Source organism: Falsiroseomonas sp. (genome assembly GCF_051859025.1).
In the GTDB taxonomy this organism is placed as follows: Bacteria; Pseudomonadota; Alphaproteobacteria; order Acetobacterales; family Acetobacteraceae; genus Falsiroseomonas.
The window spans coordinates 38,267-60,529 of sequence record NZ_JBHYGL010000039.1 but is presented as its reverse complement, the minus strand read 5'-3'; the positions used below and the strand labels follow the sequence as shown (position 1 = coordinate 60,529).

Sequence of the window (22,263 nt, the reverse complement as noted above, 5' to 3'; positions counted from 1 at the left end):
GCCCGATGAACTGGACCCTCGCGCTGCCGGAGATCGTCCTCGGCGTCTCCGGCCTGCTCATCCTGGCGGGTGGCGTGATCCCGAAGAAGGACACCTTCTTCCCCGTTTCCATGGCCGTGATCGGCGCCCTCGTCCTCACCGCCGCGCTGGTGCTGGGGCAGGGGGAGGGGACGGCCTTCATGGGCCAGTATGTCTCCGACGGCTTCTCCCGCTTCGCCAAGGTGCTGATCCTGCTGGGTGCCGCGCTGGCGCTGGTGCTGGCGTTGGACTTCAACACCAAGGCCGGGCTGGACCGCTTCGAATACGCGGTGCTGATGCTCTTCGCCGCGCAGGGCATGCTGGTCATGGTCTCGGCCAATGACCTGATGAGCCTCTATATCGGGCTCGAACTGCTGTCGCTGTCGCTCTACGTCATCGCGGCCTTCGATCGCGACAATCCGCGCAGTGCCGAAGCGGGGCTGAAGTACTTCGTGCTCGGCGCGCTGGCTTCAGGTCTGCTGCTGTACGGGTCGTCGCTGGTCTACGGCTTCGCGGGCACCACCAATTTCGACCGTCTGGCGGATGCGCTGTCCTCCGGCCAGGTGGGCATGGGCCTGGTCATCGGGCTGGTCTTCGTGTTGGCGGGGCTCTGCTTCAAGATCAGCGCCGTGCCGTTCCACATGTGGACGCCGGACGTGTACGAGGGCGCACCCACGCCGGTGACGGCCTTCTTCGCCACCGCGCCCAAGATCGCCGCCATCGCGCTGCTGATGCGGGTGCTGGCGGGGCCCTTCGGCGATTTGTCGGCCCAGTGGCAGCAGGTGATCTGGTTCGCCGCGGCGGGGTCCATGATCCTCGGCGCCTTCGCGGCGCTGACGCAGAAGAACATCAAGCGGCTGATGGCCTATTCCTCCATCGGCCATGTCGGCTACGCGCTGATGGGCCTGGCGGTCGCGACCGATGGCGGGTTCCGCGGCGTGCTCGTCTACATGGCGATCTACCTGGTGATGAACCTCGGCACCTTCGCGGTGCTGGTGGCGATGCGCCGCAACGGCAAGCCGCTGGAACAGGTGGATGACCTGGCGGGGCTGGGCCGCACCGATCCGCAGATGGCGCTGTGGATGGCGATCTTCATGTTCTCGATGGCCGGCATCCCGCCGATGGCGGGCTTTTTCGGCAAGCTCTACGTCTTTCTCGCGGCGGTGCAGGAAGGCTTCTGGGTGCTCGCGCTGATCGGCGTCTTCACCAGCGTCGTGGGTTCCTACTACTACCTGCGCATCATCAAGGTGATGTACTTCGACGCCGCGGCGGAACCGCTGGATCCGCGCACGGCGGGTGTGACGGTGGTGATGGCGGGCACGGGGCTGTTGACCCTGCTGTTCTTCCTGTTCCCCGCGCCGATCATCGCCGCGGCGCAGGCGGCCATCGCCTCCCTCGCGGGCTGACCGGGGCGGGATGCGCGCGGCATGACCCCGCCCCCGGCCGGCTGGCGGCTGCGGGTGCATGAAAGCCTTGGCTCGACCACCGATCCCCTGCTGCGCCTGGCCGCGGCCGGGGAGCCGGAGGGGATGGCGGTCCTTGCCCTGCGGCAGACGGCAGGACGCGGGCGGGATGGGCGGGTCTGGGACAGCCCGGCGGGCAACCTCTATCTGTCCGCCCTGCTGCGGCCCGGCGGGCCGGCCCGTGACATCGGGCAATGGGCGCTGCTGTCAGCCGTCGCGCTGCATGATGCGCTGACGCCGTTCCTGCCCCCGGGGGCACGGCTGACGGCGAAATGGCCGAACGACCTGCTGCTGGATGGCGCCAAGGTCGCCGGCATCCTAACGGACAGTGCCGCCGATCCGACCGGTCAGGTGGAGTGGATCATCTTCGGCATGGGCGCGAACCTGGCCACCGCGCCATCGGTGCCGGGGCGGGAGACTGCCTGCCTGGCGCGGGATGGCCATGCGGCCCCGGCGCCGCAGGCGGTCGCGGCCGCGCTTCTGCGCGCCATCGACCACTGGCGCGGTGTCCTGGCAGCCCAGGGTTTCGGCGCGATCCGCCAGGCCTGGATGGCGCGCGGGCCGTCGATGGGGCAGCCACTGGCGATGCGGGATGGGCGGGCCGGCACCTATGCCGGGCTGGCGGATGACGGCAGCCTGCTGCTGGCCGGGGAGGGGCGCATCGTCGCCCTGTCCAGTGGCGAGATCGGCGGGGAGGCGAGGTAGGGACCGATGCTGCTGGCTGTTGATGCGGGCAATACCAATGTCGTCTTCGCGGTGCATGACGGCACGGAATGGCGCGGGCGCTGGCGCATCCGCACGGATGCCGAACGCACCTCCGACGAATACGCGGTGTGGCTGCTGACGCTGTTGCAGCATGCCGGCCTGAAGCCGCATGACATCGAGCGCTGCGTGATCGGCACCGTCGTGCCGGCCGCGCTGTACAATCTGCGCCGCCTGTCGCGCGAATGGTTCGACTGCGAGCCGCTGATCGCGCGCGCCAACCTCGACTGGGGCTTCGATATCCGCGTCGATGCGCCGCACGAGGTCGGCGCGGACCGGCTGCTGAACGCGCTCGCGGCGCATGAACGCTACAAGGGCCCCCTGATCGTCATCGATTTCGGGACGGCCACGACCTTTGACGTGGTGGCGAAGGACGGTGCCTATCTCGGCGGCGTGATCGCACCCGGCATCAACCTGTCGATCGAGGCGCTGCACCGGGCCGCGGCGCGTCTGCCGCGCATCGGCATCGGCAGGCCGCAGGCGGTGGTCGGACGGAATACGGTGGCGGCGATGCAGTCCGGCATCTATTGGGGGTATGTCGGGTTGATCGAGGGGATCGTCGCGCGAATCAGGGCGGAGCAGGAGGAAGCGGTGGATGATCGCCTGAAGGTGATCGCGACCGGCGGCCTCGCTCCGCTTTTCGCCGAAGGCACCACGGTGATCGAGACGACGGACCAGGACACGACGCTGGATGGCCTTCGCCTGTTGGCGCTGCGCAATCCCGCACCCATCTTCACGCGGACCGCGCGACGCGACGACCCCTGAGGCGACGGCTGCCCCTTCCGCAAGGCGGGCAGTCCCCTCGGCCCGGTCGGCGTCGCGCCCCGAGACTACCAGGAAGTGCCATCCGGCCCCGACCGAGGGGTCCGGGCGGGTGCGTGCTTCCGACGATGACGACGACTGAACAGACTGAGAACTGGAAGAACAACATGACTGGAGACCTGGCCTTCATCCCGCTCGGCGGGACGGGGGAGATCGGACTCAACTTCAACGTCTACCGCTGTGACGGGGCGCTGCTGGCGGTGGATTGCGGCCTGGGCTTCGGGGGGCCTGAGCATCCCGAGGTGGAGGTGATGGTGCCGGACCCCGCCTGGCTGGCGGAACGGCGCGACCGGCTGCAGGGCCTGGTGATCACCCATGCCCATGAAGACCATGTGGGCGCGGTGGCGCATCTATGGCGGCAGCTGCGCTGCCCCATCTGGTGCACGCCCTTCGTGGCCGCGGTGCTGCGACGGAAGCTGGGTGAGGCCGGGCTCGGCCAGCAGGTACAGGTGAATGTGGTGCCGCCCGGCGGGCGGTTCGAGGTTGGCAGCTTCGACCTGGAATTCCTCCGCGTGTCGCATTCGGTGCCGGAAGCCCAGGCGCTGGCGATCCGGACGAAGTTCGGCAACATCATGCACACCGGCGACTGGAAGCTGGACCCCAACCCGCTGATCGGCCCGCCGACGGATGAAGCCGCCTTCGCGCGCTTCGGGGCGGAGGGCGTGCTGGCCATGGTCTGCGACAGCACCAATGCGCTGGTCGAGGGCCATTCGGGCAGCGAGGCCGAGGTGCGGCGCAACATGACCGCCCTCATCAAGGGCATCAAGCGCGGCCGCATCGCTGTGACCTGCTTCGCCACCAACCTGGCGCGCGTCGAATCCGTGGCCGTCGCCGCCCGCGCCGCCGGGCGGGAAGTGGCGCTGTTCGGCCGCAGCCTGCGCAACGCGGAAGCCGCCGCGCGGGAATGCGGCTACCTCAAGGACACGCCGCCCTTCCTGTCGGAGGAGGATGCGGAGGACATGCCCGACGACAAGCTGGTGGTGATCTGCACCGGCAGCCAGGGCGAACCCCGCAGCGCCATGTCCAAGATCGCGGCCGACACGCATCCCCACATCTCGCTGGGGGAGGGCGATACGGCCATCTTCTCCTCCCGCATGATCCCGGGGAATGAACGGGCGATCCTGCGGGTGCAGGATGAACTCAGCCGCGCTGGCGTCGATGTGATGACGGCGGATGACCACATGGTCCATGTCTCCGGCCACCCGGCGCGGGATGAGCTGAAGCGGCTGTACCAGCTGGTGAAGCCGAAATACTGCGTGCCGGTGCATGGCGAATGGCGCCACATGAACGAGCACGCGAACCTGGCCGAGAGCCTGGGCGCCATCGCCCATGTGATCGAGGATGGCGACGTGCTGCGCCTGGCCCCCGGGCCGGTCGAGACGATCGAGAGCGTGCCCGTCGGGCGGCTCGCCATCGATGGGGACCGCCTGCTGCCGCTGGATGGCGATGTGCTGGCGGCGCGCAAGAAGATGCTGATGAACGGCGTGGTGGTGGCGAGCTTCGCGGTGGATGGCGCCGGGCGTGTGCTCGGCCAGCCGCAGATCTCGGCGCCGGGCCTCTTCGACGGATTCGGGGAGGAGCCGGCGCAGATCGCGGCGGATCTGGCGCGGGCGGTCGGCGAGATGCCGAACGCCACGAGGCGCGAGGACGGGCTGCTGCGGGAGGCCGCGCGCAGCGCGGTCCGCAAGGCGGTCGGCCGCCGGCTGCGCAAGCGGCCTTCGGTCGAGGTGCATCTGCTGCGGGTCTGACGTGCGATCGCCTGAAGGCGCTGATCGCACGACGAAGCAATAGGTCGGATTCCGTCGGGCGCTTCTGCGCCCGACGGAATCCGGCATGGCGATTCCAGGCATGGCCCCGGGGCGCTCCCCCGGGGTGGGGATGACGGACGATGGACTGGTTCACAGGGATCGTGACCTACCTGCTTCTGTGGTGGGTCGCTTTGTTCTGCGTGCTGCCGATCGGCGCGCGGCCTCGGGACACGGAGGTGGAGGAGGGCGGCTGGCGCGGTGCGCCGTCGAATCCGCGCCTCGGCCTGAAGGTGGCGGGCACCACGGTGCTTGCGGGGGTGTTCTGGCTTGGCGCCTGGGCGCTGATGTCCACGGAGGTGATCAGCTTCCGTGATGGCTGGTGGGCCTATGGCGGGCCGGAGCAATCGAGCCCGATTCCGGGTGTGGCGCCGAGCCGTGCACAAAATTAAGGCGGCCAACCCGCCTCCCCGCGGGTGCCGCCTGTAAAACGCGCAGTTTACATATGGAAGCCTGTTTTTTGGCTTCCGATGGCGGCGTTTTCTATTGTGCCACCTTGGTAAGCAGGGCCACATTCGGTTTCAGAGAGAGGTTGATCCTTTCTCTGCCGTGTGACTGGCGTTTCCTCCCTAAACTCGGGCGGCACCCCATGGGTGCTGCCCGTTTTTTTTGTATCCCCGCTCACGGGGGCTTGGGAAGGGGTTTCTTAAGCGCCGGGACGTTTTTTCGCTCTTTCCTTGCGGAAAACCGGGGGGAACGCGAACATTTGTTGCTGCGGTGCAGCAAGAAGGGCCTCCGGAGGCACCCCGCAACCCGCCGGTGTTCCCCCGGGGCGCAGGGCGGGCTAGGTAGATGCCCCTGACCTCCGCTGAGGATCCGCCCCTTGCGCCTCTCCCGTGCCTTCCTCCCCACCCTGAAGGAAACCCCGGCGGAGGCGACGATCGCGTCCCACCGGCTCATGCTGCGCGCGGGGCTCGTGCGGCAGACCTCCGCCGGCATCTATGCCTGGCTGCCGCTGGGCTGGCGGGTGCTGCAGAAGATCGAGCAGATCGTGCGGGAGGAGCAGGACCGTGCCGGCGCGCAGGAAATCCTGATGCCGACCATCCAGTCGGCCGACCTCTGGCGCCAGTCCGGGCGGTATGACGCCTATGGGCCGGAGATGCTGCGCCTGAAGGACCGGCACGACCGCGAATGCCTGTATGGCCCCACCAACGAGGAGATGGTGACCGACATCTTCCGGGGCTATGCGAAGAGCTATCGCGACCTGCCGCGCAATCTCTATCACATCCAGTGGAAGTTCCGGGACGAGGTGCGCCCCCGCTTCGGCGTCATGCGCGGCCGCGAATTCCTGATGAAGGACGCCTATTCCTTCGACGTCACGAAGGAAGGCGCGCAGCACAGCTACCGCCAGATGTTCCTGGCCTACCTGCGCACCTTCGCCCGCATGGGGCTGAAGGCGGTGCCGATGCGCGCCGATACGGGGCCGATCGGCGGCAACCTTTCCCACGAATTCATCGTCCTGGCCGAGACGGGCGAAAGCCAGGTCTTCGTCAGCCAGGATTTGCTGGACCTGGATGCGCTGGCCACCGCGCCAGACTACAGCGCTGACCTGGCGCCCGCGGTCGATGCCTGGACCAGCCACTACGCCGCGACCGAGGAGATGCACGACCCCGCCGCCTGGGAACAGGTGCCGGAAGGCAAGCGGGTCTCCGCCCGTGGCATCGAGGTCGGTCACATCTTCTATTTCGGCACCAAATACTCCGCGACCATGGGGCTTTCCGTCCAGGGGCCGGATGGCAAGACCGTGGTGCCGGAGATGGGCAGCTACGGCATCGGCGTCTCCCGCCTCGTCGGCGCTACCATCGAGGCCAACCACGACGAGCAGGGCATCAAGTGGCCCGACGCCATCGCGCCCTTCAAGGCCGTCGTGATCAACCTGAAGCAGGGCGACGCCGCCTGCGATGCGCTGAGCGAGCGGATGTACGCCGCGATTCCCGACAGCCTCTATGACGATCGCAGCGAGCGCGCCGGCCCGAAATTTGCCGACGCCGATTTGATGGGCCATCCCTGGCAGGTGGTCATCGGCCCCCGCGGCGCCGCCGCCGGCGTGGTGGAACTGAAGCGCCGCGCGACGGGTGAGAAGCAGGAAGTCTCGCCCGAGGACGCGCTGACGAAGATTCTCGGCTGAGGATGTTCGGGGCGTTCGAACGCGCGGTCGCGCTTCGCTACCTGCGCGCCCGCAAGGGCGAACGCTTCGTCTCCATCATCGCCATCTTCTCCCTGGTGGGCATCGCGCTGGGGGTGGCGACGCTCATCATCGTCATGGCGGTGATGAACGGCTTCCGGCAGGACCTCATCGGCCGGATCATCGGGCTGAACGGGCACCTCATCGTCCAGCCCGCCAGCGGCAACCGTCTGCCGGACCATGCGGGCCTGGTGGCGCGACTGCGGGCGCTGCCAAGCCTCACGCAGGTGGCGCCGATCGTCGAGGGGCAGTTGCTGGTGACCAGCGAGGCCGGGGGCGCCGCCGGCGCGCTGGTGCGCGGCATCGCGCCCGCCGATCTGCGTGCGCGTACCACCATTGCCTTTTCGCTGCGCCGCGGCACGCTGGACGACTTCAAGGACCAGGACGCGCTGGTGATGGGCCAGCGGCTTGCGATCCGGATGGGGGTGCGCGTCGGCGACCGCGTCAGCCTGGTGCTGCCGCAGGCGAGGGGGTCCGACTTCACCGCGGCGCCGAAGCTCCGCAGCTTCCAGGTGGTGGCGCTGTTCGATGTCGGCATGCCGGAATACGACAACCGGCACCTGTTCATCCCGCTGGCCGCGGCGCAGGAATTCTTCGGCCTCGGCGATGCCGTCAGCCAGGTGGAAATCCTGGTGGCGGACCCGACCCAGGTCCGCGGCGTGACGGAGGCCGTGCGCGCGGCGATCGGCGCGCAGCCGCTGCGCATCGCGGACTGGCAGGACACCAACAGCACCATGTATGCGGCTGTCGTGGTGGAGCGGAACGTGATGTTCCTGATCCTGACGATGATCATCCTCGTCGCCGCGTTCAACATCATCTCCTCCCTCACCATGCTGGTGAAGGACAAGGGGCGGGACATTGCCATCCTCCGCACGATGGGCGCCACGCGCGGCGCGGTGCTGCGCATCTTTCTGCTGTGCGGCGGGTCCGTCGGCTGTGGCGGTACGTTGATCGGCTTCGCGCTGGGCCTTTCGGTCTGCCTGAACTTCGAGAATCTGCGCGCTGCCATCCTGGCGCTGCGCGGAACGCCCTTCTTCAGCCAGGAACTGCTGTTCATCGTCCAACTCCCCGCCGTGGTGGACCCGCGGGAGGTGGTGCAGGTGCTGGTGATGGGCCTGGCCTTGTCGCTGCTGGCGACCATCTACCCGTCCTGGCGCGCCGCGCGGATCGACCCGGCCCAGGCGCTGCGCCATGGCTGAGGCGCGCATCTTCGGCGCCTTCGAACGCGCGGTGGCGATCCGCTACCTCTGGGCGCGAAAGGGGGAACGCTTCGTCTCCGTCATCGCCGGCTTCTCCGTGATCGGCATCGCACTCGGCATCGCGACGCTGATCGTGGTGCTGAGCGTGATGGGCGGGTTCCGGCAGGAATTGCTGGGGCGAATCCTCGGGCTCAACGGGCATATCGGCGTCACGGGCGATCGCGGCACGGTCGAGAATTTTGCCGATGTCGTCGCGCGTATCCGCGCCCTGCCGATGGTGGCGCAGGCGACACCGGTGGTGGAGGGGCAGGTGCTGCTGACCAGCGATGGCGGCAGCGCGGCGGGCGGGCTGATGCGCGGCATCGCACCCGATGATCTTCGCGCGCGCCGCATCGTGGCGGAGAACATCCGCGCCGGCAGCCTGGCGGATTTCCAGGGCGACGACGCCATCATCATCGGGGTCGGCCTGGCGCGCCGCCTGTCGGTGGGCATCGGGGACCGCGTGACGGTCGTCTCCCCCATCGGCCGCGTCACCGTCTTCGGCACGGTGCCGCGGCTGCGGGCCTATCGCGTCGCCGCGATCTTCGAGGTCGGCATGCAGGATTACGACGCCGGCTTCACCTTCGTGCCTCTGCCCGCCGCGCAGGTCTTCTTCCAGACACCCCGCAGCGCCACGCTGATCGAGGTCCACCTCCGCGATCCCGACCGCGTGGCGGAAGCGGCGCAGGCCATCCAGGCGGCGATCCCCACGCCGCTCCGCATCACGGATTGGCAGGACGCCAATAGCGGCTTCTTCCAGATCGTGCAGGTGCAGCGGAACGTGATGTTCCTGATCCTGACGCTCATCATCCTCGTCGCCGCCTTCAACATCGTCTCCTCCCTGACCATGCTGGTGAAGGACAAGGGGCGGGACATCGCCATCCTCCGCACCATGGGGGCGGGGCGCTTCGCGGTGCTGCGCATCTTCCTGCTGTGCGGCGCGGCCATCGGTGGGCTCGGCACTATCCTGGGCTTCGGGCTGGGGCTGGTGTTCTGCGCGAATATCGAGACCATCCGCCAGGCGCTGATGGCCGCTACCGGCACGACCGTCTTCGACCCCAATGTCTACCTGCTGACGCAGATCCCGGCCGTGGTGGACCCGCATGAAGTGGCGCAGGTCCTGGCGCTCGGCTTCGGCCTCTCCCTGCTGGCGACGATCATCCCGAGCTGGCGCGCCGCGCGGCTCGACCCCGTGGAGGCGCTTCGGAATGAGTGAGCCCGCACTGCGCCTGGCCGGCGTGGCCCGCCGCTTCCGCACCGAGGCCGGCGAGCTTTCCGTGCTGAACGGCGCCGATCTGGCGCTGGTGCCGGGGGAGATCGTGGCCCTCGTCGCGCCGTCCGGCACCGGCAAATCCACCCTGCTTCATCTGGCGGGCCTGCTGGAAAAGCCCGATGCGGGAGAGGTCTTCTTCAACGGCCAGGCCGCCGGCACGCTCTCCGACGATGCGCGCACGGCCATCCGCCGCCAGGGCATCGGCTTCGTCTACCAGTTCCACCACCTGCTGCCGGAATTCACGGCCGCCGAGAACATCATCCTGCCGCAACTCGCCGCCGGCGTGCCCCGCCGCGCCGCCACCGAACGGGCCCACGCGCTGCTGGCCCGCTTCGGCCTGGCGGGGCGCGAACAGCACCGGCCCGGCAAGCTCTCCGGCGGCGAACAGCAGCGCGTCGCCATCGCGCGCGCCCTCGCCAACCACCCGCGCGTGTTGCTGGCGGATGAGCCCACGGGCAACCTCGATGTCGAAACCGCGGGCCGGGTCTTCCACGAATTGCTGGACGCCGTACGCGGCGAGGGCATGGCCGCCCTGATCGCCACCCACAACCCCGACCTCGCCGCGCGCATGGACCGCGTGGTGACGCTGCGGGGGGGGAAGATCGAGCAGGCGTAAGCCCGCGCCAACACCCCCGCGCAGGTTCACCGCCTACGCGAACACTCTCTCATGCGGCCCCGCCTCGAAGGCCAGGGCGCGGATCAGGTGGAGCAGATAGGGCGCGGAGGAGATGGTGCGCAGGCGCCGCATTCGCAGCCGGGCTTCGCGCCAGGCGCTGTTGCCGAAGCTGTCACGCATGGCGCGGAGGTGGCCGATGACGGCGTCTGCGGTAGCGGCCGCTGGGATACGGAAGGGGTAGTCGGCCCCCAGCAACTCGGTCGCTTCCTCGTCATCATCGGCGACGACGACGATGGCGCCGGCATGGGCGGCGGTGAAGCCCTTGGTGAAGGGCTTGAAGCCGGCGCCCCAATGGGCTCGGGGGCGGAAGGCGTAGTGCAGGTTGTAGCCGGGCAGTACCTCGAACCAATGGTTCTTGTTGCCCGTCAGCGTCTCCACCGTCGTGACCAGCCCCGCCTCGCGCACCGCGTCCAGGTGAAGCGCGTTGTCGAAATTGCCGAAATAGGCGCAGGCGAAGCGGTCCCACTGGCAGGCGATGGGCGGGATATCCAGGTCCACATGGTGCGGCAGGTGGATCACCGCCTTGTCCGGCCAGGTGGCGCGGAGGTGCCTGTACTGCGCTGCGGAGACGGCGATGAACCCATCCGCCGCGTCGCCATCGGCCGCGGTCACGCGCCGGTCCACGAAATCGACCAGAACGGTACAGCCGGCTTGCTTCAGCCGCGCCACCACGGATTGCGGCTTCGGCATCAGCGCGGATTTGTTGACGATGGCGACGGCGTCGGCGATGGCTTCGTCGCTGAACGCAACGCGCACCCCGCGCCCATAATCCGCGGCCACCTGCGCGAAGAGGGATGCAAGCTGCCTGCCGCGGAGATGGGCGGACCCCGCCCTTTGCTGCGCGCGTTCGATGACGAAGACGATATCGCGCGGTCCGGTTGCCTCAGGCAGGGTCGCCTCAGGCATTCCGCCTCCAGGCTTCCCGGTAGGGCGTCTTCTCGACGACGATCATGCTGTCATGGAAATGCAGGCCGCCGATCGCGGTGCCGATGGGATTGCGGCGGTCCAGCCGGCCTTCGCGCGCGTCCGGGTGTTCGCGGAAGCGGGCGCGGTGGCGGTTCTGGTGCATGAAGTCCGCCATCATCTTGTCCGTCAGGCCCTTGAAGTAGTCGTAGACATTGATGCCGAGCGTAGTGTCCTGGTGCGACGGGTAGTGGACGGTGTGCGTGTCCTCCACGATGTAGAGCCCGTTATCAGCCAGCACCGGAAACAGGCCGAGGAAGGTCGTCACCATGTCGCCCTGCTGGTGCGATCCATCGTCGATGATGATGTCGGGCGTGCCGATTTCCGCGATCACCTCGTTCAGGAAGTCGAAATCGCCCTGGGTGCCGGTGAAGACGCGGTTGGCAATGCCGGCTTCCTCCACGGCCCGGCTGCCGGGGTCCGTGTCGATGCCGAAGATGCCGGCCTCCGGCCCGAAATACTCCCGCGCGGCGCAGAGCGACCCGCCCCCCTGCACGCCGATCTCCAGGTAGGTGATCGGCCGCCCGTCTCGGTAGGGCGCCAGGTAGCGGTCATAGAGGTCGAGGTAGTGGTCCCATTTGTCGGACCGGAAGGGCTTGGGCGCTTCCCAGATCTGGCGATAGGTTTTCATGGGACGTGATCCTACCAGAAGCCGCGATGCGGCGCCTCCGCCTCATCCTCCAGGGCCGGACCCTTGACGGCGATGGGGCGTTGGCCCACGGCGAAGACTTGGCGGCAGGGCAGGTCCATGGTCAGGTTCTCCGGATGCGGGCCGATCAGCGCCTTGAGGCGGGCTTCGGACAGGCCATAGACCAGCCGCCCGATGCCGGACCAGTAGAGCGCGCCGGCGCACATGGCGCAGGGCTCCGCGCTGCTCACCATGGTGGCGGTGGCGCGGACCTCCGGGCTCAATTCGATGCAGGCGCGGGTCGCGAGCAGCCTTTCGGCATGGGCGGTGCCGTCGCCATGGGGATGGAAGCCGTTCTTCGCCTCCATCAGCACCGTCCCGTCGGGGGCGGTGAGGAGGGCGGCGAAGGGGTGGTTGCCCTCTGCGCGGCTTTCCTCGGAGAGGGCGATGGCCCGGCGGAGCAGCTTCAGGTCGGTCGATTCGCGCATCATCCACAGCCTGGAATGGCGGGGGCGCAGGGGGCAAGGCGAAGTCGTGGATTTGAAGCGCGCGAGCCCCTAGCTTGGGGAGCATGAGCAGCTTCATCCACCTCCACGCCCACTCCGCCTATTCGCTGTCGGAGGGCGCCATCAAGGCGGACAAGCTGCCGGCGCTCGCGCGCGGGTATGGCATGCCCGCGGTGGCGCTGACGGACAGTGCCAATCTGTTCGGCGCGCTGGAATTCAGCCAGGGCTGCACCGCCAAGGGCATCCAGCCCATCATGGGCTGCCAGCTCAACCTGGCCCGGGGCGAGACGGATGAAGGCGGCGGCCGCGCCAGCGACCCCCACCGCAACCGCCCGGACCCCATCGTCGCGCTGGCGATGAACGCAGCGGGGCTGGAGAACCTCCAGCGCCTGTCCTCCTTCGGCTATCTAGCGACCGATCCTTCCGGCGAGCCCTGCGTGACGCTGGCGGCACTCGGCACCCATGCCGAGGGTATCTTCCTGCTGACCGGCGGCACCACGGGCCCGCTCGGCCGCCTGCTGGCGGAAGGCCGGAAGGAATCGGCGGAGAAGCTGCTGGCGAAACTGGCAGAGATGTTCGGGGACCGGCTGGCGGTGGAATTGCAGCGCCACGGATTGCCGATCGAGAAGGTGATCGAGCCCGGGCTGCTGGCGCTCGCGGATGCCGCCCGCCTGCCGATCGTCGCCACCAACGACGTCTATTTCGCCAAGCCGGAGATGCATGCCGCGCATGATGCGCTCCTCTGCATCGCGCAGGGCCGCGTGATCGCGGAGACCGACCGCCGCCACGTGACGCCGGAGCACTACTTCAAGTCGCCCGAGGCGATGCGCGAATTGTTCGCGGATCTGCCCGACGCCTGCGACAACACGCTGGCCATCGCGCGGCGCTGCGCCATCATGGCGGAATCGAAGAAGCCCGAACTGCCGGTCTGCCCCAAGGTGAAACCCGGCATGACGGAGGCCGAGACGGTCGCCGACATGGCGACCAGCGGCCTCGAGAAGCGGCTGGAAGACCAGGGCACGCCGGAGGCTGAGCGGCCCAAGTACCGCGAGCGCCTGGCCTATGAGCTGAACGTCATCGAGAAGATGGGCTTCTCCGGCTACTTCCTGATCGTGGCCGACTTCATCCAATGGGCGAAGGCGCAGGACATCCCGGTGGGGCCGGGGCGTGGTTCGGGCGCGGGGTCCGTGGCCGCTTGGGCGCTGCTGATCACCGACCTCGACCCCATGCGCTTCGGCCTTCTGTTCGAACGCTTCCTGAATCCCGAACGCGTGTCCATGCCGGACTTCGACATCGACTTCTGCCAGGACCGGCGGGACGAGGTGATCCAGTATGTCGTGCGCGAATACGGCGCGGATCGCGTCGCGCAGATCATCACCTTCGGCAAGTTGCAGGCGAAGGCCGCGGTGCGCGACGTCGGCCGAGTCATGGGCCTGCCCTATGGCCAGGTGGACCGCATCGCCAGCCTCATCCCCTTCAACCCTGCCAAGCCCGTGACGCTGTCGCAGGCGATCGAGGGCGAGCCCAAGCTGCAGGAGATGCGCGACAATGACGAGCAGGTGAGCCGCCTGCTGGAAGTGGCGCAGGAGCTGGAGGGGCTGTACCGCAACGCCTCCACCCACGCCGCCGGCGTCGTCATCGGACGGAAGGTGCTGAACGAGATCGTGCCGCTGTATCGCGACCCGCGCAGCCCGATGCTCATCACCCAGTACTCGATGAAATATGTCGAGCAGGCGAGCCTGGTGAAGTTCGACTTCCTGGGCCTCAAGACGCTGACCGTTCTGCAGCGCGCGGTGCAGATGCTGGCGAAGCAGGGGGTGGAGATCGCCCTCGAACGCATTCCGCTGGATGACGCCAAGACCTACGCCATGCTCGCCAAGGGCGATGCGGCCGGGGTGTTCCAGTTCGAAGGCCAGGGCATGCGGGAATGCCTCCGCATGATGCGCCCCGACCGGTTCGAGGACCTGATCGCGGCGGTGTCGCTGTACCGCCCGGGCCCGATGGCGAACATCCCCGCCTATTGCCAGCGCAAGCATGGCGAGAAATGGGAGCCGCCGCATCCCGCCATCATGAACATCGTCGGCGAGACCTACGGAATCCTGGTGTACCAGGAGCAGGTCATGCAGATCAGCCAGGAGCTGGCGGGCTACAGCCTGGGCGGCGCCGACCTTCTGCGCCGCGCCATGGGCAAGAAGATCCGCAGCGAGATGGAGGCGCAGCGCAAGATCTTCGTCGAAGGCGCCGTGAAGAACGGCGTGCCGGAGGCCAAGGCCGGCGAGATCTTCGACCTCATGGAGAAGTTCGCCGAATACGGCTTCAACAAGTCCCACGCCGCCGCCTATGCGCTGGTCAGCTATCACACGGCCTGGCTGAAGGCGAACCATCCCGTCGCGTTCCTGGCGGCGTCCATGTCGCTCGACCTCGGCAATACCGACAAGCTCGCGGGCCACATGCAGGAAGCCGCGCGGCTCGGCATCGCGGTGCTGCCGCCGGATGTGAACAAGTCTGGCGCGGAATTCGTGCTGGAGACGCGCGACGATGGCAGCATCGCGATCCGCTTCGCGATGGCCGCCGTGAAGCGCGTGGGCCTGGGCGCGATGAAGGATCTGGTGGCGGCGCGGGATGCGTCGGGGCCCTTCGCCTCGCTGTCCGACTTCGCGGGGCGCGTCGATCCGAAGCTGCTGAACAAGATGCAGCTGGAGAACCTGGCCCGCGCCGGGGCCTTCGACAACCTGGAGCCCAACCGCGCGCGCATGGTGCAGGGCGTCGAATCGGTGCTGCGCGCCGCGCAGGAAGCCGCCGAGCGCCGGGCGAACCCGACACGCGACATGTTCGGCGCGGAGAGTGCGCCGCCGCCGCTGCGCCTGCCGGAAGCGCAGGATTGGCCGACGCTGGAACGCCTGACCTATGAGGCGGAGGCGGTCGGCTTCCACCTCTCCGCCCATCCCCTCGATGCCTACAAGAAGGTGCTGACCAAGCTCGGCGCCGTCTCCTCCGTCCGGATCGCTGAGCGTGCGCGGGGCGGGTCCGCGCGGCTGAAGCTGGCGGGCACGGTGGTGGCGGTGAAGACCGGGCGCACCAAGACCGGCAACAAGATGGCTTGGGTGAAGTTCAGCGACGCGGAAGGCAGCTACGAAGTCACCTTCTTCAGCGAAACCCTGGCGCGGGCGGATGGCATGCTGTCCGAAGGCCAGGCGCTGGTGGTGACGACGGAAGCGCGGCTGGATGGCGACACGGTGCGGCTGACGGCGCTGGAACTGGAACCGCTGGAGAAGGTGGCGCAGGGGATGGCCAGCGGCATCCGCCTGTGGCTGGACCAGACCGCGGCGGTGGACCACATCCGCACCCTGCTGGGCCGCGAAGGCAAGGGCCGAGGCCGCGTGCTGCTGGTGCCCGTGACGGGGCCGGGGCAGGAGGTCGAGATCGCGCTGCCTGGCGGCTTCAACGTCTCCCCGCGCCTCATGCAGGCGATGAAGGTGGTGCCGGGCGTGGCGGAGGTGGAGGAGATCTGACGTCCCGCTACGCTGCCGGGAAGATGCGCGGGATGCTGCCCAGCATGATGGACAGCTCCGCCAGATTGTAGGCGATGCCCGCCAGTTGCAGGCGCCGCAGCGTGGCGGCGGTGCCATCCCCCGGGGCGCGCAGCACCGCGTCGATGCGCGGCACGGCCCAGCCCCGCGCCGCCAGCGCGAAGGCCGCCAGCAGCGAAAGGCCCGCCGCCACGCGGGGCTGGCCGGCGGCCATGAAGGCGATGACGGCCAGCGCGCCAAGCCCGGTCACCGCCAGCAGCCAGGTGTTGACCAGGCCCCGCAGCATCCGCCCGACGATGGGATCGGCCAGCGGCCGCAGGAAGAATGTCAGCGAGGCGAAGGCGAAGTAGAGCATCGGGACCATCAGGACGATGATCGCCATCAGCGACAGGCCCGGCGCCTCGAAGACCTGCGTGTTCATGGCCGTGATCCCGCTGCCTGCCCCGCCCCGTATCATGCCGGGCCGCTGCGGCGCCGTGCAGGGGGCGCGTCGCGTCACGGGGATGATTCCAGCGCGCGCCGGGATGGTCTAGGAAGGAGGCCCGCCCGAGGAGGAGCCCGCCCTGTCATCCCCCCTGCTCGACCTCTCGCCCGATCGGCAAGCCGCGGCGCTGCTGGATGCCGGGCTGCTGGCCTCCCATGCCGTGCGGCTGCGCGAAGCCGCGGGGCCGCTGCTGGAACGGCTGGGGCCGGATGCGCGGATCATGAGCGAGTTCCTGATCGAGGAACTGGCCCGGCTGGCCGCGCAGGTGGAAGCCGTGGCGCAGGCCCAGCGGGAAGCCGCGCTGACCCGGCAGGAAAGGCTGCGCATCGACCCGCTGTCCTACATCCCCTCCGCCCGCCGCATCGCCGCCCGCAGCCCCGAAGCGGCGGCGGAGGAAGGGCCCGTCTTCGTGGAGGCCGGAACGCCCGACTTCATCGGCTTCGGCTGGTATGGAATCGAGCCGACGGAAGGCGGCGTGCTGCGCTGGTCCGGCCAGGCGCCCTGGGCTTCCCTGCTGCTGCCGGCGCTTGGCGGCGGCGACCTGGTGCTGACCGTCGCGGTGCGCGCCCCCTATGGCAGCGGGCTCGACATGGCGGCGGAGGAATGGGTGCTGGATGGCATGCCGCTGGTGTTCGAGACGCTGTCGAATGACGGAGTCTCCGGCCTGTTCTCCGCCCGCGTGACGCTGCTGGAACGCCCGGCGGGGTCCCGCGCCACGCTGCTGATCCGCCCGACGCCGCGCACCGACCCCGCCAGCGGGCCGCGGCGCGACCCGAGGGCGCTGGGCCTCGGCCTGTCCTGGGCACGCGTCGAGCGCGCGGAGTGACGCGCAGGATCCTCATCACCGGCGACCTGCTGCGGCCGCAGGACGAAGCCTTCCGGCCGGCGCAGCGGGACAACATCCGCTGGTTCCACCGCCTGGTCCGCCGCCCGCTGGCCGCCGCCACGGGGCTGCCGGTGGAGACGGTGCTGTGGGACCATCTTGGCCCCGGCTTCGATACCCCCGGCTTCTACGCCGCCGCCGGCGCCACGCCGGATGTGGAGGGGTGGGTTTCGCTGTTCGACGCGCCTGACCTGCCGGCGGAGGCCGCCGCGATGATGGCGGCGGCCTATGCCGATGCCGCCGTGGTGGTGGGGTTCGAACTGGCGGAAATCCAGAAGCGGCTGCTGACCCAGGCGCGCATCCCCTGGATCGACGTGAACATCCACCCCTACCGCTTCGGCCCCGATCTCCTCTTCGCCATCGCGACCGGGGAGCCGGAGGTGATGGCGGGGCTGCGCCGCCACCACGCCGATGACCTGGTCTTCGAGCCCTGGGCCGACCTGATGGCGGCCACCGTCAGCCGCATTCCCCCGCACCGGCCGATCCTGGAACCCTGCCTGGTGGTGGGGCAGACGCGGGTGGACCGGGCGCTGATCCGCGACGGAAGGCTGCTGGACCTTGCCCATTTCGGCCCGGCGTTGCGCCAGGCGGTGGGGGAGGAGGGGCGCGTGCTGTTCAAGCCGCATCCCTACAACCCCGATGGCTTTGGCATCCACCATGTGGGCCTGCCGCTCTCCCGCATCCGGGAGGTGCCGGACAACAGCTATGTCCTGCTCGGCCACGATGCGGTGAAGCGCGTGATCGGCGTCTCCTCCTCCCTGGTGGCGGAGGCGCGGTTCTTCGGGAAGGAGGGCCTGTTCCTCGGCACGCCGCCCTTCCACATCGCGTCGAGCCGCCAGGCGCTGCGCATGGGGCTTCATGCCAGCGTGGTGGATGCCTGGGCGGCGGCGGATTTCTGGCGGGACCTGCTGGCGCCGCTGGTGGCGGTGACGGCGCATGACGGTCACCGGCCGGTGCTGCCGCCCAACGCGCTGCGTGCCTCGCTCCGCCAGTTCTGGGGGTGGGACGAGATCTTTATGCAGTTGCCGTGGGACATCGCGGCGGCCCGCGCGGCCGCGCGGTAGGGATCACGCGCGGCCGCGCGCTGAGGATCACGCGCTGCCGCGCGCTGAGGATCACGCGCTGCCGCGCGGTGGCGTCAGCCCAGCAGCTTCAGCACCTCGACCGCCGCGGTCTCGATCGCCGGCACGCCGTGGTGCTTCTCGACATGGCGGCGGGCATTCATGCCCATGCGGCAGCGCAACTCATCATCCGCCAGCACCATCTCCACCGCGTGGGGCAGGGCGGCCTCCGCCACCAGCAGCCCGGCTCCGCCATGCGGGATGCCGCCCTGAATGGTGCTGCGATAGGCGATGACGGGCACGCCGCAGGCCATCGCCTCCACCGTCGCGCGCGGCAGGCCGTCCATGGTGGAGGTATGGACCATCAGCCGGGCGCCGCGGAGTGCCGCAAAGACGCCGGCATGGGGCAGGCGGCCCGCGAAGGTGATCTTCGCGCGCAGGCGCCCGGGCACCGAACGGCGGAACTCGCCCAGCTTCGTGCCGCCGCCCACGAGCGTCATGCGGTGCCGCGCGGCCAGCGGCAGCAGCGCCGCCTGGTTCTTCCGGTCATCGCCGAAATTGCCGACATTGATGATGTCGCAGGTGGCCTCCGCCAGCGGCACCGGCCGGCCGGCGCCGGCTTCGGCCAGGTCCACGTATTTCGGCAGCACCAGCGCCTGGCCGGCCCGCCAGAGCGGCATGAAGTGCTGGCGCAGCTGTTCCCGGTATTCGCCGAGTACGAGGGTCGCCTGGCCCAGAAGCGGATCGGTCACGCCGCCGCCCACGATGAAGCCGCAGCGCGTGCCGGGTTCCAGGGCCGCCTGGGTGTCCGCGTTCACGCGGTAACCCAGCCCCTTGTAGAGCACCATGCCGGGCGCGAAGGCGCGCAGTTCCGCCTTCAGCGATGCCGAGACCTGGCGGTGCGGGATGGCTTCCGGGTTGTCGGCCGGGCAGAAGCTGGCGCGCACGGCGCCGTCCAGCACCGGCTCTTCCTCCAGCGCCGTCCCGCCATGCAGGCGGAAGATGCGGACATCGAGCCCCTGGGCGACGAGCGCGCGCGCCAGCACGGCCTCCCGCATCGCGCCGCCCATGCTGCGCTGGGCGTGGGACATGACGATGGCGAGGCGCGAGGCGGAGCCGCTCAAGCCGCGCCATCCCGCGCATAGGCGTCGTCCAGCGCTACCAGGAATTCGTCCCGCGTCATCACGTCCCTGACGCTTTCGGCGTAGCGCGCGCGGGTGCCGGGGGTGGCGGCCTCCGCCATCGCGCGGGCCAAATCCACCGGGGAGGCGCGCTTGAAGTGCATACCGTCGATGCCGTTCGCCACCTTCTCCGCCATGCCGCCGATGTCGGCGACGATCAGCGGCGTGCCGGCGCGTCGCGCTTCCTGGATCACCACCGGTGAATTCTCCCACCAGATGGATGGCATGATCGCCCAGCCGACAGAGCCCATCAGCGCCACCGCGTCGGCGGGGTCGTAGCGCCCGGCGAAGGCCAGCGCCTGCCCGGCATCGGTGATGACGGGGTCGAGGCTCGGGAACAGCTTCACCACCTCCTCCCGCTCCGTCCCGAAGACGGTCAGCGTGATGGCGGGGTTGGCGCGCAGCGCCAGCGGCAGGGCGCGCAGCAGCACGTCCAGCCCCTTGAACAGCGTCGGCGATCCGAAGAAGCCGAAGCTGGTGCCGGCCGCGGGGGCGGGGGCGATGGGGCGGGGCAGGGCCAGGGCCTCGTCGCCCAGGTAGTTCTCGATCACCGCGGCATGCGGCCGCGTCAGCCCCCAGGCGAGGTAGCGGTCGCGGATGAAGGCGCTGGGGTGGATCACGGCGTGGAAGCGGCTGAGCGTGGACAACAGCGTCGCCTTGCGGATGGCGAAGCGTTCCAGGGTCTGGTCGGGGAAGCAGGTCAGGCAGCGCATCGGGCTTTCCGCCCGGCAGAGTTCCCGCGACTGGGTGCGCACCATCTGGCCGTAGTGGAGGCAGATCGCCAGCATCTCATGCATCGTGATGGCGAAGCGCGCATCGGGGCGCGCGGCCATCAGATCCACGATCAGGTCGGTGCCGACGCGCCAGTAGTGGTGCAGGTGGAAGACATCGACCGGCAGGCTCGCCAGGAACTGCACCAGCACGCGGCGCTGGTGCGGGTCCTCCCACGCCAGGCGGTCATCGGCCATGCCGGCGAAGGTGTAGATGTACTCATCCTCCGCCTGGCGCATCAACGGCTCGATCGGCCGCAGCGCGGCGTAGCGGGTGCCGACATCGCTGGCGGAAACGAGGATCGGCCGGCGCCCGGCGCTGCGCAGCGCGGTGAACTGGCGATGGGCCGCCATCTCCCCGCCCCCCTTGGAGAAATCGGGGTGGGAATGGCTGAGGATGCAGATGCGCGGCGCGTCAGCCATGGGGCGGGGCCTCCATCCGGGCGCGGGCGGCGGGATCGCCGGCGGTCCAGAGCCGGGCGAGGTGGTCGTTCACCAGGTCCGCCACCTCGGGGGTCGCCATGGCGTAGGGCGCGGGCGGGAAGGGCAGTTCCCCCGGCGTGGCGCGGACCAGGCGCAGCAGCCGGGCCAGGCTGTCCGGCAGCCCCGCGCCGCAGCCCGCCGCGGCGTGCAGCGCCAGCAGCCGCGTCAGGTCCGCCCGGCGCAGCGGCTGGCCGAGCGCGTCGTCCTGCCCCGCGCCGGCGGCCAGGGCGGCGGCATAGCGCGCGACATCGACGACGAGGATCCCATCCTCCCCCGCCGCATCCCGCAGCGCCTGCACCGCCGCGGGTCCCGTCACCGCGGGGACGCGGCCGCGGCGGGCGAAGACCTGCGCCACCGCCTCCGCCGCATCGCCCATCAGCAGCAGGCGGTCGCAACGGCGCTCGATCTCCGGCGCCACCACATGGAACAGCCGCGCGGCGGAGGGATCGTCGGTGCCGAGCAGCAGGATGGTGCGCGGGCTGGCGGGCGTGTTGGCAGGTGATGTGGCTGCCTGGGCGGCCAGTGCCTCCAGCCCCGGCGCGAAGGCGGCTTCCCGCCTTGCGATCACGGCCCGCAGCAGCGCGATCGCGGGGCCGCTGCCCGCATCCATCGGCATCGCGGCCAGGCGGTTGCCGCGGCACAGCGCATCCAGCAGCGGCGGCACCGCGCCGCCGCGGGGCTGGATTCGCAGGCAGAAGGCTTCCTCCCCCCGGAGTCTCGCCTGCAGCACCACCTCCATCCCCTGCAGGCCATCCAGCCAGGCGGCGTCGATGCGCCCATAGCCGGCCATCATCGTCGGCAGGGGGGCGGCGTGCCATTCGGCCAGCGGTACCGGCACCAGCGCGGGCAGCCCACCATCGGGGGAGGCGTAGTAGCCGATCAGCGCGGCTTCCAGCGTCGCGTCGGGCGGCACGGGGTGGGTGGCGCGCAGCACCACCACCACCTCCCCGGACGGGGCGGACAGGGCCTCGGCCTCGGCCAGCGGGGCCACCTTCTCCTGCCGCCCGCGCAGCAGGGGCAGGCGGGCGAGCCAATCGCCGAAGACGCCATAGGCGCGGTCCGCCTGCGCGGCCAGCGGCGCCAGCAGGGGGCTGGCGGCGGCGTCCTTCAGCAGGCCGAAGGCGGCCTGCCAATCCGTCTGCACCAGCACCCGGGCCGGGTCGCGCGGAATGCGGGGGTCGCGCAGATCGGCCCGCACCACGCGGTCCCCGGCCTGCAGCGTGAAGACCAGTTCCGCGGCATCCTCGGGCATGGCGTTCGCCGGATCCTCCGGCATGCCGAAGACCAGGATGAAGCCGTTGACGACGGCATGGCGCGGATCGGCAGGCTGGATTGCGGGGCGGGCGTGGAAGCTCGAATGCTCGATCGGGCAGTCGCCGGCGCGCCCGGCCGCAATGGAGAGTTCCGTGCCCTCGCCACGCGGCGTCATCGCCCAGCCGATCGCCACGGCATGGCGCGGCGACAGCGGGACCACGGCATCGATGCCGACCTGCAGGCTTTCATCCGCGGCGATGATCATCGTGCTGCCTCCC

The 22,263-nt window shown here is 69.6% G+C and carries 19 protein-coding genes; 12 read left to right on the top strand and 7 right to left on the bottom strand.

Annotated elements, in window-relative coordinates:
- The first annotated feature begins 5 nt into the window (after positions 1-5).
- The 9 genes from nuoN (at position 6) to ACTIE5_RS26170 (ending at position 10,182) form a co-directional block, all read left to right on the top strand.
- Positions 6-1,424 carry an NADH-quinone oxidoreductase subunit NuoN gene (gene nuoN / locus ACTIE5_RS26210; RefSeq protein WP_439552687.1) on the top strand — a complete coding sequence of 473 codons (1,419 nt, stop codon included), beginning with the start codon at positions 6-8 and terminating at the stop codon, positions 1,422-1,424.
- Between the two features lie 21 nt (positions 1,425-1,445).
- Positions 1,446-2,186 carry a biotin--[acetyl-CoA-carboxylase] ligase gene (locus ACTIE5_RS26205; protein ID WP_439552686.1) on the top strand — a complete coding sequence of 247 codons (741 nt, stop codon included), beginning with the start codon at positions 1,446-1,448 and terminating at the stop codon, positions 2,184-2,186.
- A gap of 6 nt (positions 2,187-2,192) precedes the next feature.
- The gene (locus ACTIE5_RS26200) at positions 2,193-3,008 is read left to right on the top strand and encodes a type III pantothenate kinase (RefSeq protein ID WP_439552685.1); all 816 of its coding nucleotides are present in this window, start codon (positions 2,193-2,195) and stop codon (positions 3,006-3,008) included.
- Positions 3,009-3,172: 164 nt separating this feature from the next.
- Positions 3,173-4,813 (top strand): ribonuclease J, encoded by a 1,641-nt coding sequence (locus ACTIE5_RS26195; RefSeq protein ID WP_439552684.1) that lies wholly within the window; start codon positions 3,173-3,175, stop codon positions 4,811-4,813.
- Positions 4,814-4,953: 140 nt separating this feature from the next.
- Positions 4,954-5,262: a DUF1467 family protein gene (locus tag ACTIE5_RS26190; RefSeq protein ID WP_439552683.1), complete on the top strand. Its 309-nt coding sequence runs from the start codon at positions 4,954-4,956 to the stop codon at positions 5,260-5,262.
- 431 nt (positions 5,263-5,693) lie between these two features.
- Positions 5,694-6,998, top strand: a complete 1,305-nt coding sequence (gene proS, locus ACTIE5_RS26185) for a proline--tRNA ligase (protein WP_439552682.1) — start codon at positions 5,694-5,696, stop codon at positions 6,996-6,998.
- A gap of 2 nt (positions 6,999-7,000) precedes the next feature.
- The gene (locus tag ACTIE5_RS26180; protein ID WP_439552681.1) at positions 7,001-8,254 is read left to right on the top strand and encodes a lipoprotein-releasing ABC transporter permease subunit; all 1,254 of its coding nucleotides are present in this window, start codon (positions 7,001-7,003) and stop codon (positions 8,252-8,254) included.
- A gap of 7 nt (positions 8,255-8,261) precedes the next feature.
- Entirely contained in the window at positions 8,262-9,509 is a 1,248-nt protein-coding gene (locus ACTIE5_RS26175; RefSeq protein ID WP_439552874.1) for a lipoprotein-releasing ABC transporter permease subunit, read from the top strand.
- Entirely contained in the window at positions 9,502-10,182 is a 681-nt protein-coding gene (locus ACTIE5_RS26170; protein WP_439552680.1) for an ABC transporter ATP-binding protein, read from the top strand. Before ACTIE5_RS26175 ends, ACTIE5_RS26170 begins: the two co-directional genes overlap by 8 nt.
- 33 nt (positions 10,183-10,215) lie before the next feature.
- Here ACTIE5_RS26170 and ACTIE5_RS26165 read toward each other — a convergent pair whose 3' ends face one another.
- The 3 genes from ACTIE5_RS26165 to ACTIE5_RS26155 are packed head-to-tail and all read right to left on the bottom strand — an operon-like array spanning position 10,216 to position 12,324.
- The gene (locus ACTIE5_RS26165; protein ID WP_092960801.1) at positions 10,216-11,148 is read right to left on the bottom strand and encodes a hypothetical protein; all 933 of its coding nucleotides are present in this window, start codon (positions 11,146-11,148) and stop codon (positions 10,216-10,218) included.
- On the bottom strand, positions 11,141-11,836 hold the full coding sequence (locus ACTIE5_RS26160; protein ID WP_439552679.1) for a class I SAM-dependent methyltransferase: 696 nt from the start codon (positions 11,834-11,836) through the stop codon (positions 11,141-11,143). The genes ACTIE5_RS26165 and ACTIE5_RS26160 overlap by 8 nt, the downstream gene beginning before the upstream one ends.
- 11 nt (positions 11,837-11,847) lie before the next feature.
- Positions 11,848-12,324 carry a nucleoside deaminase gene (locus tag ACTIE5_RS26155; protein ID WP_439552678.1) on the bottom strand — a complete coding sequence of 159 codons (477 nt, stop codon included), beginning with the start codon at positions 12,322-12,324 and terminating at the stop codon, positions 11,848-11,850.
- An 80-nt stretch (positions 12,325-12,404) separates the two neighbouring features.
- Here ACTIE5_RS26155 and dnaE point away from each other — a divergent pair, with 80 nt between their 5' ends.
- Positions 12,405-15,851: a DNA polymerase III subunit alpha gene (dnaE, locus tag ACTIE5_RS26150; protein WP_439552677.1), complete on the top strand. Its 3,447-nt coding sequence runs from the start codon at positions 12,405-12,407 to the stop codon at positions 15,849-15,851.
- Positions 15,852-15,858: 7 nt separating this feature from the next.
- Here the strand turns inward: dnaE and ACTIE5_RS26145 are convergent, their stop codons facing one another.
- Complete coding sequence (locus tag ACTIE5_RS26145) at positions 15,859-16,290, bottom strand: hypothetical protein (protein ID WP_439552676.1); 432 nt, start codon at positions 16,288-16,290, stop codon at positions 15,859-15,861.
- A 223-nt stretch (positions 16,291-16,513) separates the two neighbouring features.
- Here ACTIE5_RS26145 and ACTIE5_RS26140 point away from each other — a divergent pair, with 223 nt between their 5' ends.
- Together ACTIE5_RS26140 and ACTIE5_RS26135 are read left to right on the top strand one after the other, a co-directional pair.
- On the top strand, positions 16,514-17,179 hold the full coding sequence (locus ACTIE5_RS26140) for a hypothetical protein (protein WP_439552675.1): 666 nt from the start codon (positions 16,514-16,516) through the stop codon (positions 17,177-17,179).
- Positions 17,176-18,300, top strand: coding sequence for a hypothetical protein (locus ACTIE5_RS26135; RefSeq protein WP_439552674.1), 1,125 nt, complete (start codon positions 17,176-17,178; stop codon positions 18,298-18,300). Before ACTIE5_RS26140 ends, ACTIE5_RS26135 begins: the two co-directional genes overlap by 4 nt.
- Before the next feature lie 74 nt (positions 18,301-18,374).
- Here the strand turns inward: ACTIE5_RS26135 and ACTIE5_RS26130 are convergent, their stop codons facing one another.
- The 3 genes from ACTIE5_RS26130 to ACTIE5_RS26120 are packed head-to-tail and all read right to left on the bottom strand — an operon-like array spanning position 18,375 to position 22,250.
- Positions 18,375-19,421, bottom strand: a complete 1,047-nt coding sequence (locus ACTIE5_RS26130) for a glycosyltransferase family 4 protein (protein ID WP_439552673.1) — start codon at positions 19,419-19,421, stop codon at positions 18,375-18,377.
- Positions 19,418-20,671: a glycosyltransferase gene (locus ACTIE5_RS26125; protein ID WP_439552672.1), complete on the bottom strand. Its 1,254-nt coding sequence runs from the start codon at positions 20,669-20,671 to the stop codon at positions 19,418-19,420. Before ACTIE5_RS26125 ends, ACTIE5_RS26130 begins: the two co-directional genes overlap by 4 nt.
- Entirely contained in the window at positions 20,664-22,250 is a 1,587-nt protein-coding gene (locus tag ACTIE5_RS26120) for a hypothetical protein (RefSeq protein WP_439552671.1), read from the bottom strand. The genes ACTIE5_RS26125 and ACTIE5_RS26120 overlap by 8 nt, the downstream gene beginning before the upstream one ends.
- Positions 22,251-22,263 lie beyond the last annotated feature (13 nt).

Bases quoted from the DNA above. Each gene is read 5' to 3' on its own strand.
- ACTIE5_RS26120 (WP_439552671.1), bottom strand. From the start codon at position 22,250: ATGATCATCGCCGCGGATGAAAGCCTGCAGGTCGGCATCGATGCCGTG.
- ACTIE5_RS26155 (WP_439552678.1), bottom strand. From the start codon at position 12,324: ATGATGCGCGAATCGACCGACCTGAAGCTGCTCCGCCGGGCCATCGCC.
- ACTIE5_RS26195 (WP_439552684.1), top strand. From the start codon at position 3,173: ATGACTGGAGACCTGGCCTTCATCCCGCTCGGCGGGACGGGGGAGATC.
- ACTIE5_RS26190 (WP_439552683.1), top strand. From the start codon at position 4,954: ATGGACTGGTTCACAGGGATCGTGACCTACCTGCTTCTGTGGTGGGTC.
- ACTIE5_RS26200 (WP_439552685.1), top strand. From the start codon at position 2,193: ATGCTGCTGGCTGTTGATGCGGGCAATACCAATGTCGTCTTCGCGGTG.
- nuoN (WP_439552687.1), top strand. From the start codon at position 6: ATGAACTGGACCCTCGCGCTGCCGGAGATCGTCCTCGGCGTCTCCGGC.
- ACTIE5_RS26170 (WP_439552680.1), top strand. From the start codon at position 9,502: ATGAGTGAGCCCGCACTGCGCCTGGCCGGCGTGGCCCGCCGCTTCCGC.
- dnaE (WP_439552677.1), top strand. From the start codon at position 12,405: ATGAGCAGCTTCATCCACCTCCACGCCCACTCCGCCTATTCGCTGTCG.
- ACTIE5_RS26125 (WP_439552672.1), bottom strand. From the start codon at position 20,671: ATGGCTGACGCGCCGCGCATCTGCATCCTCAGCCATTCCCACCCCGAT.
- ACTIE5_RS26160 (WP_439552679.1), bottom strand. From the start codon at position 11,836: ATGAAAACCTATCGCCAGATCTGGGAAGCGCCCAAGCCCTTCCGGTCC.
- ACTIE5_RS26180 (WP_439552681.1), top strand. From the start codon at position 7,001: ATGTTCGGGGCGTTCGAACGCGCGGTCGCGCTTCGCTACCTGCGCGCC.
- ACTIE5_RS26145 (WP_439552676.1), bottom strand. From the start codon at position 16,290: ATGAACACGCAGGTCTTCGAGGCGCCGGGCCTGTCGCTGATGGCGATC.
- ACTIE5_RS26205 (WP_439552686.1), top strand. From the start codon at position 1,446: ATGACCCCGCCCCCGGCCGGCTGGCGGCTGCGGGTGCATGAAAGCCTT.
- ACTIE5_RS26165 (WP_092960801.1), bottom strand. From the start codon at position 11,148: ATGCCTGAGGCGACCCTGCCTGAGGCAACCGGACCGCGCGATATCGTC.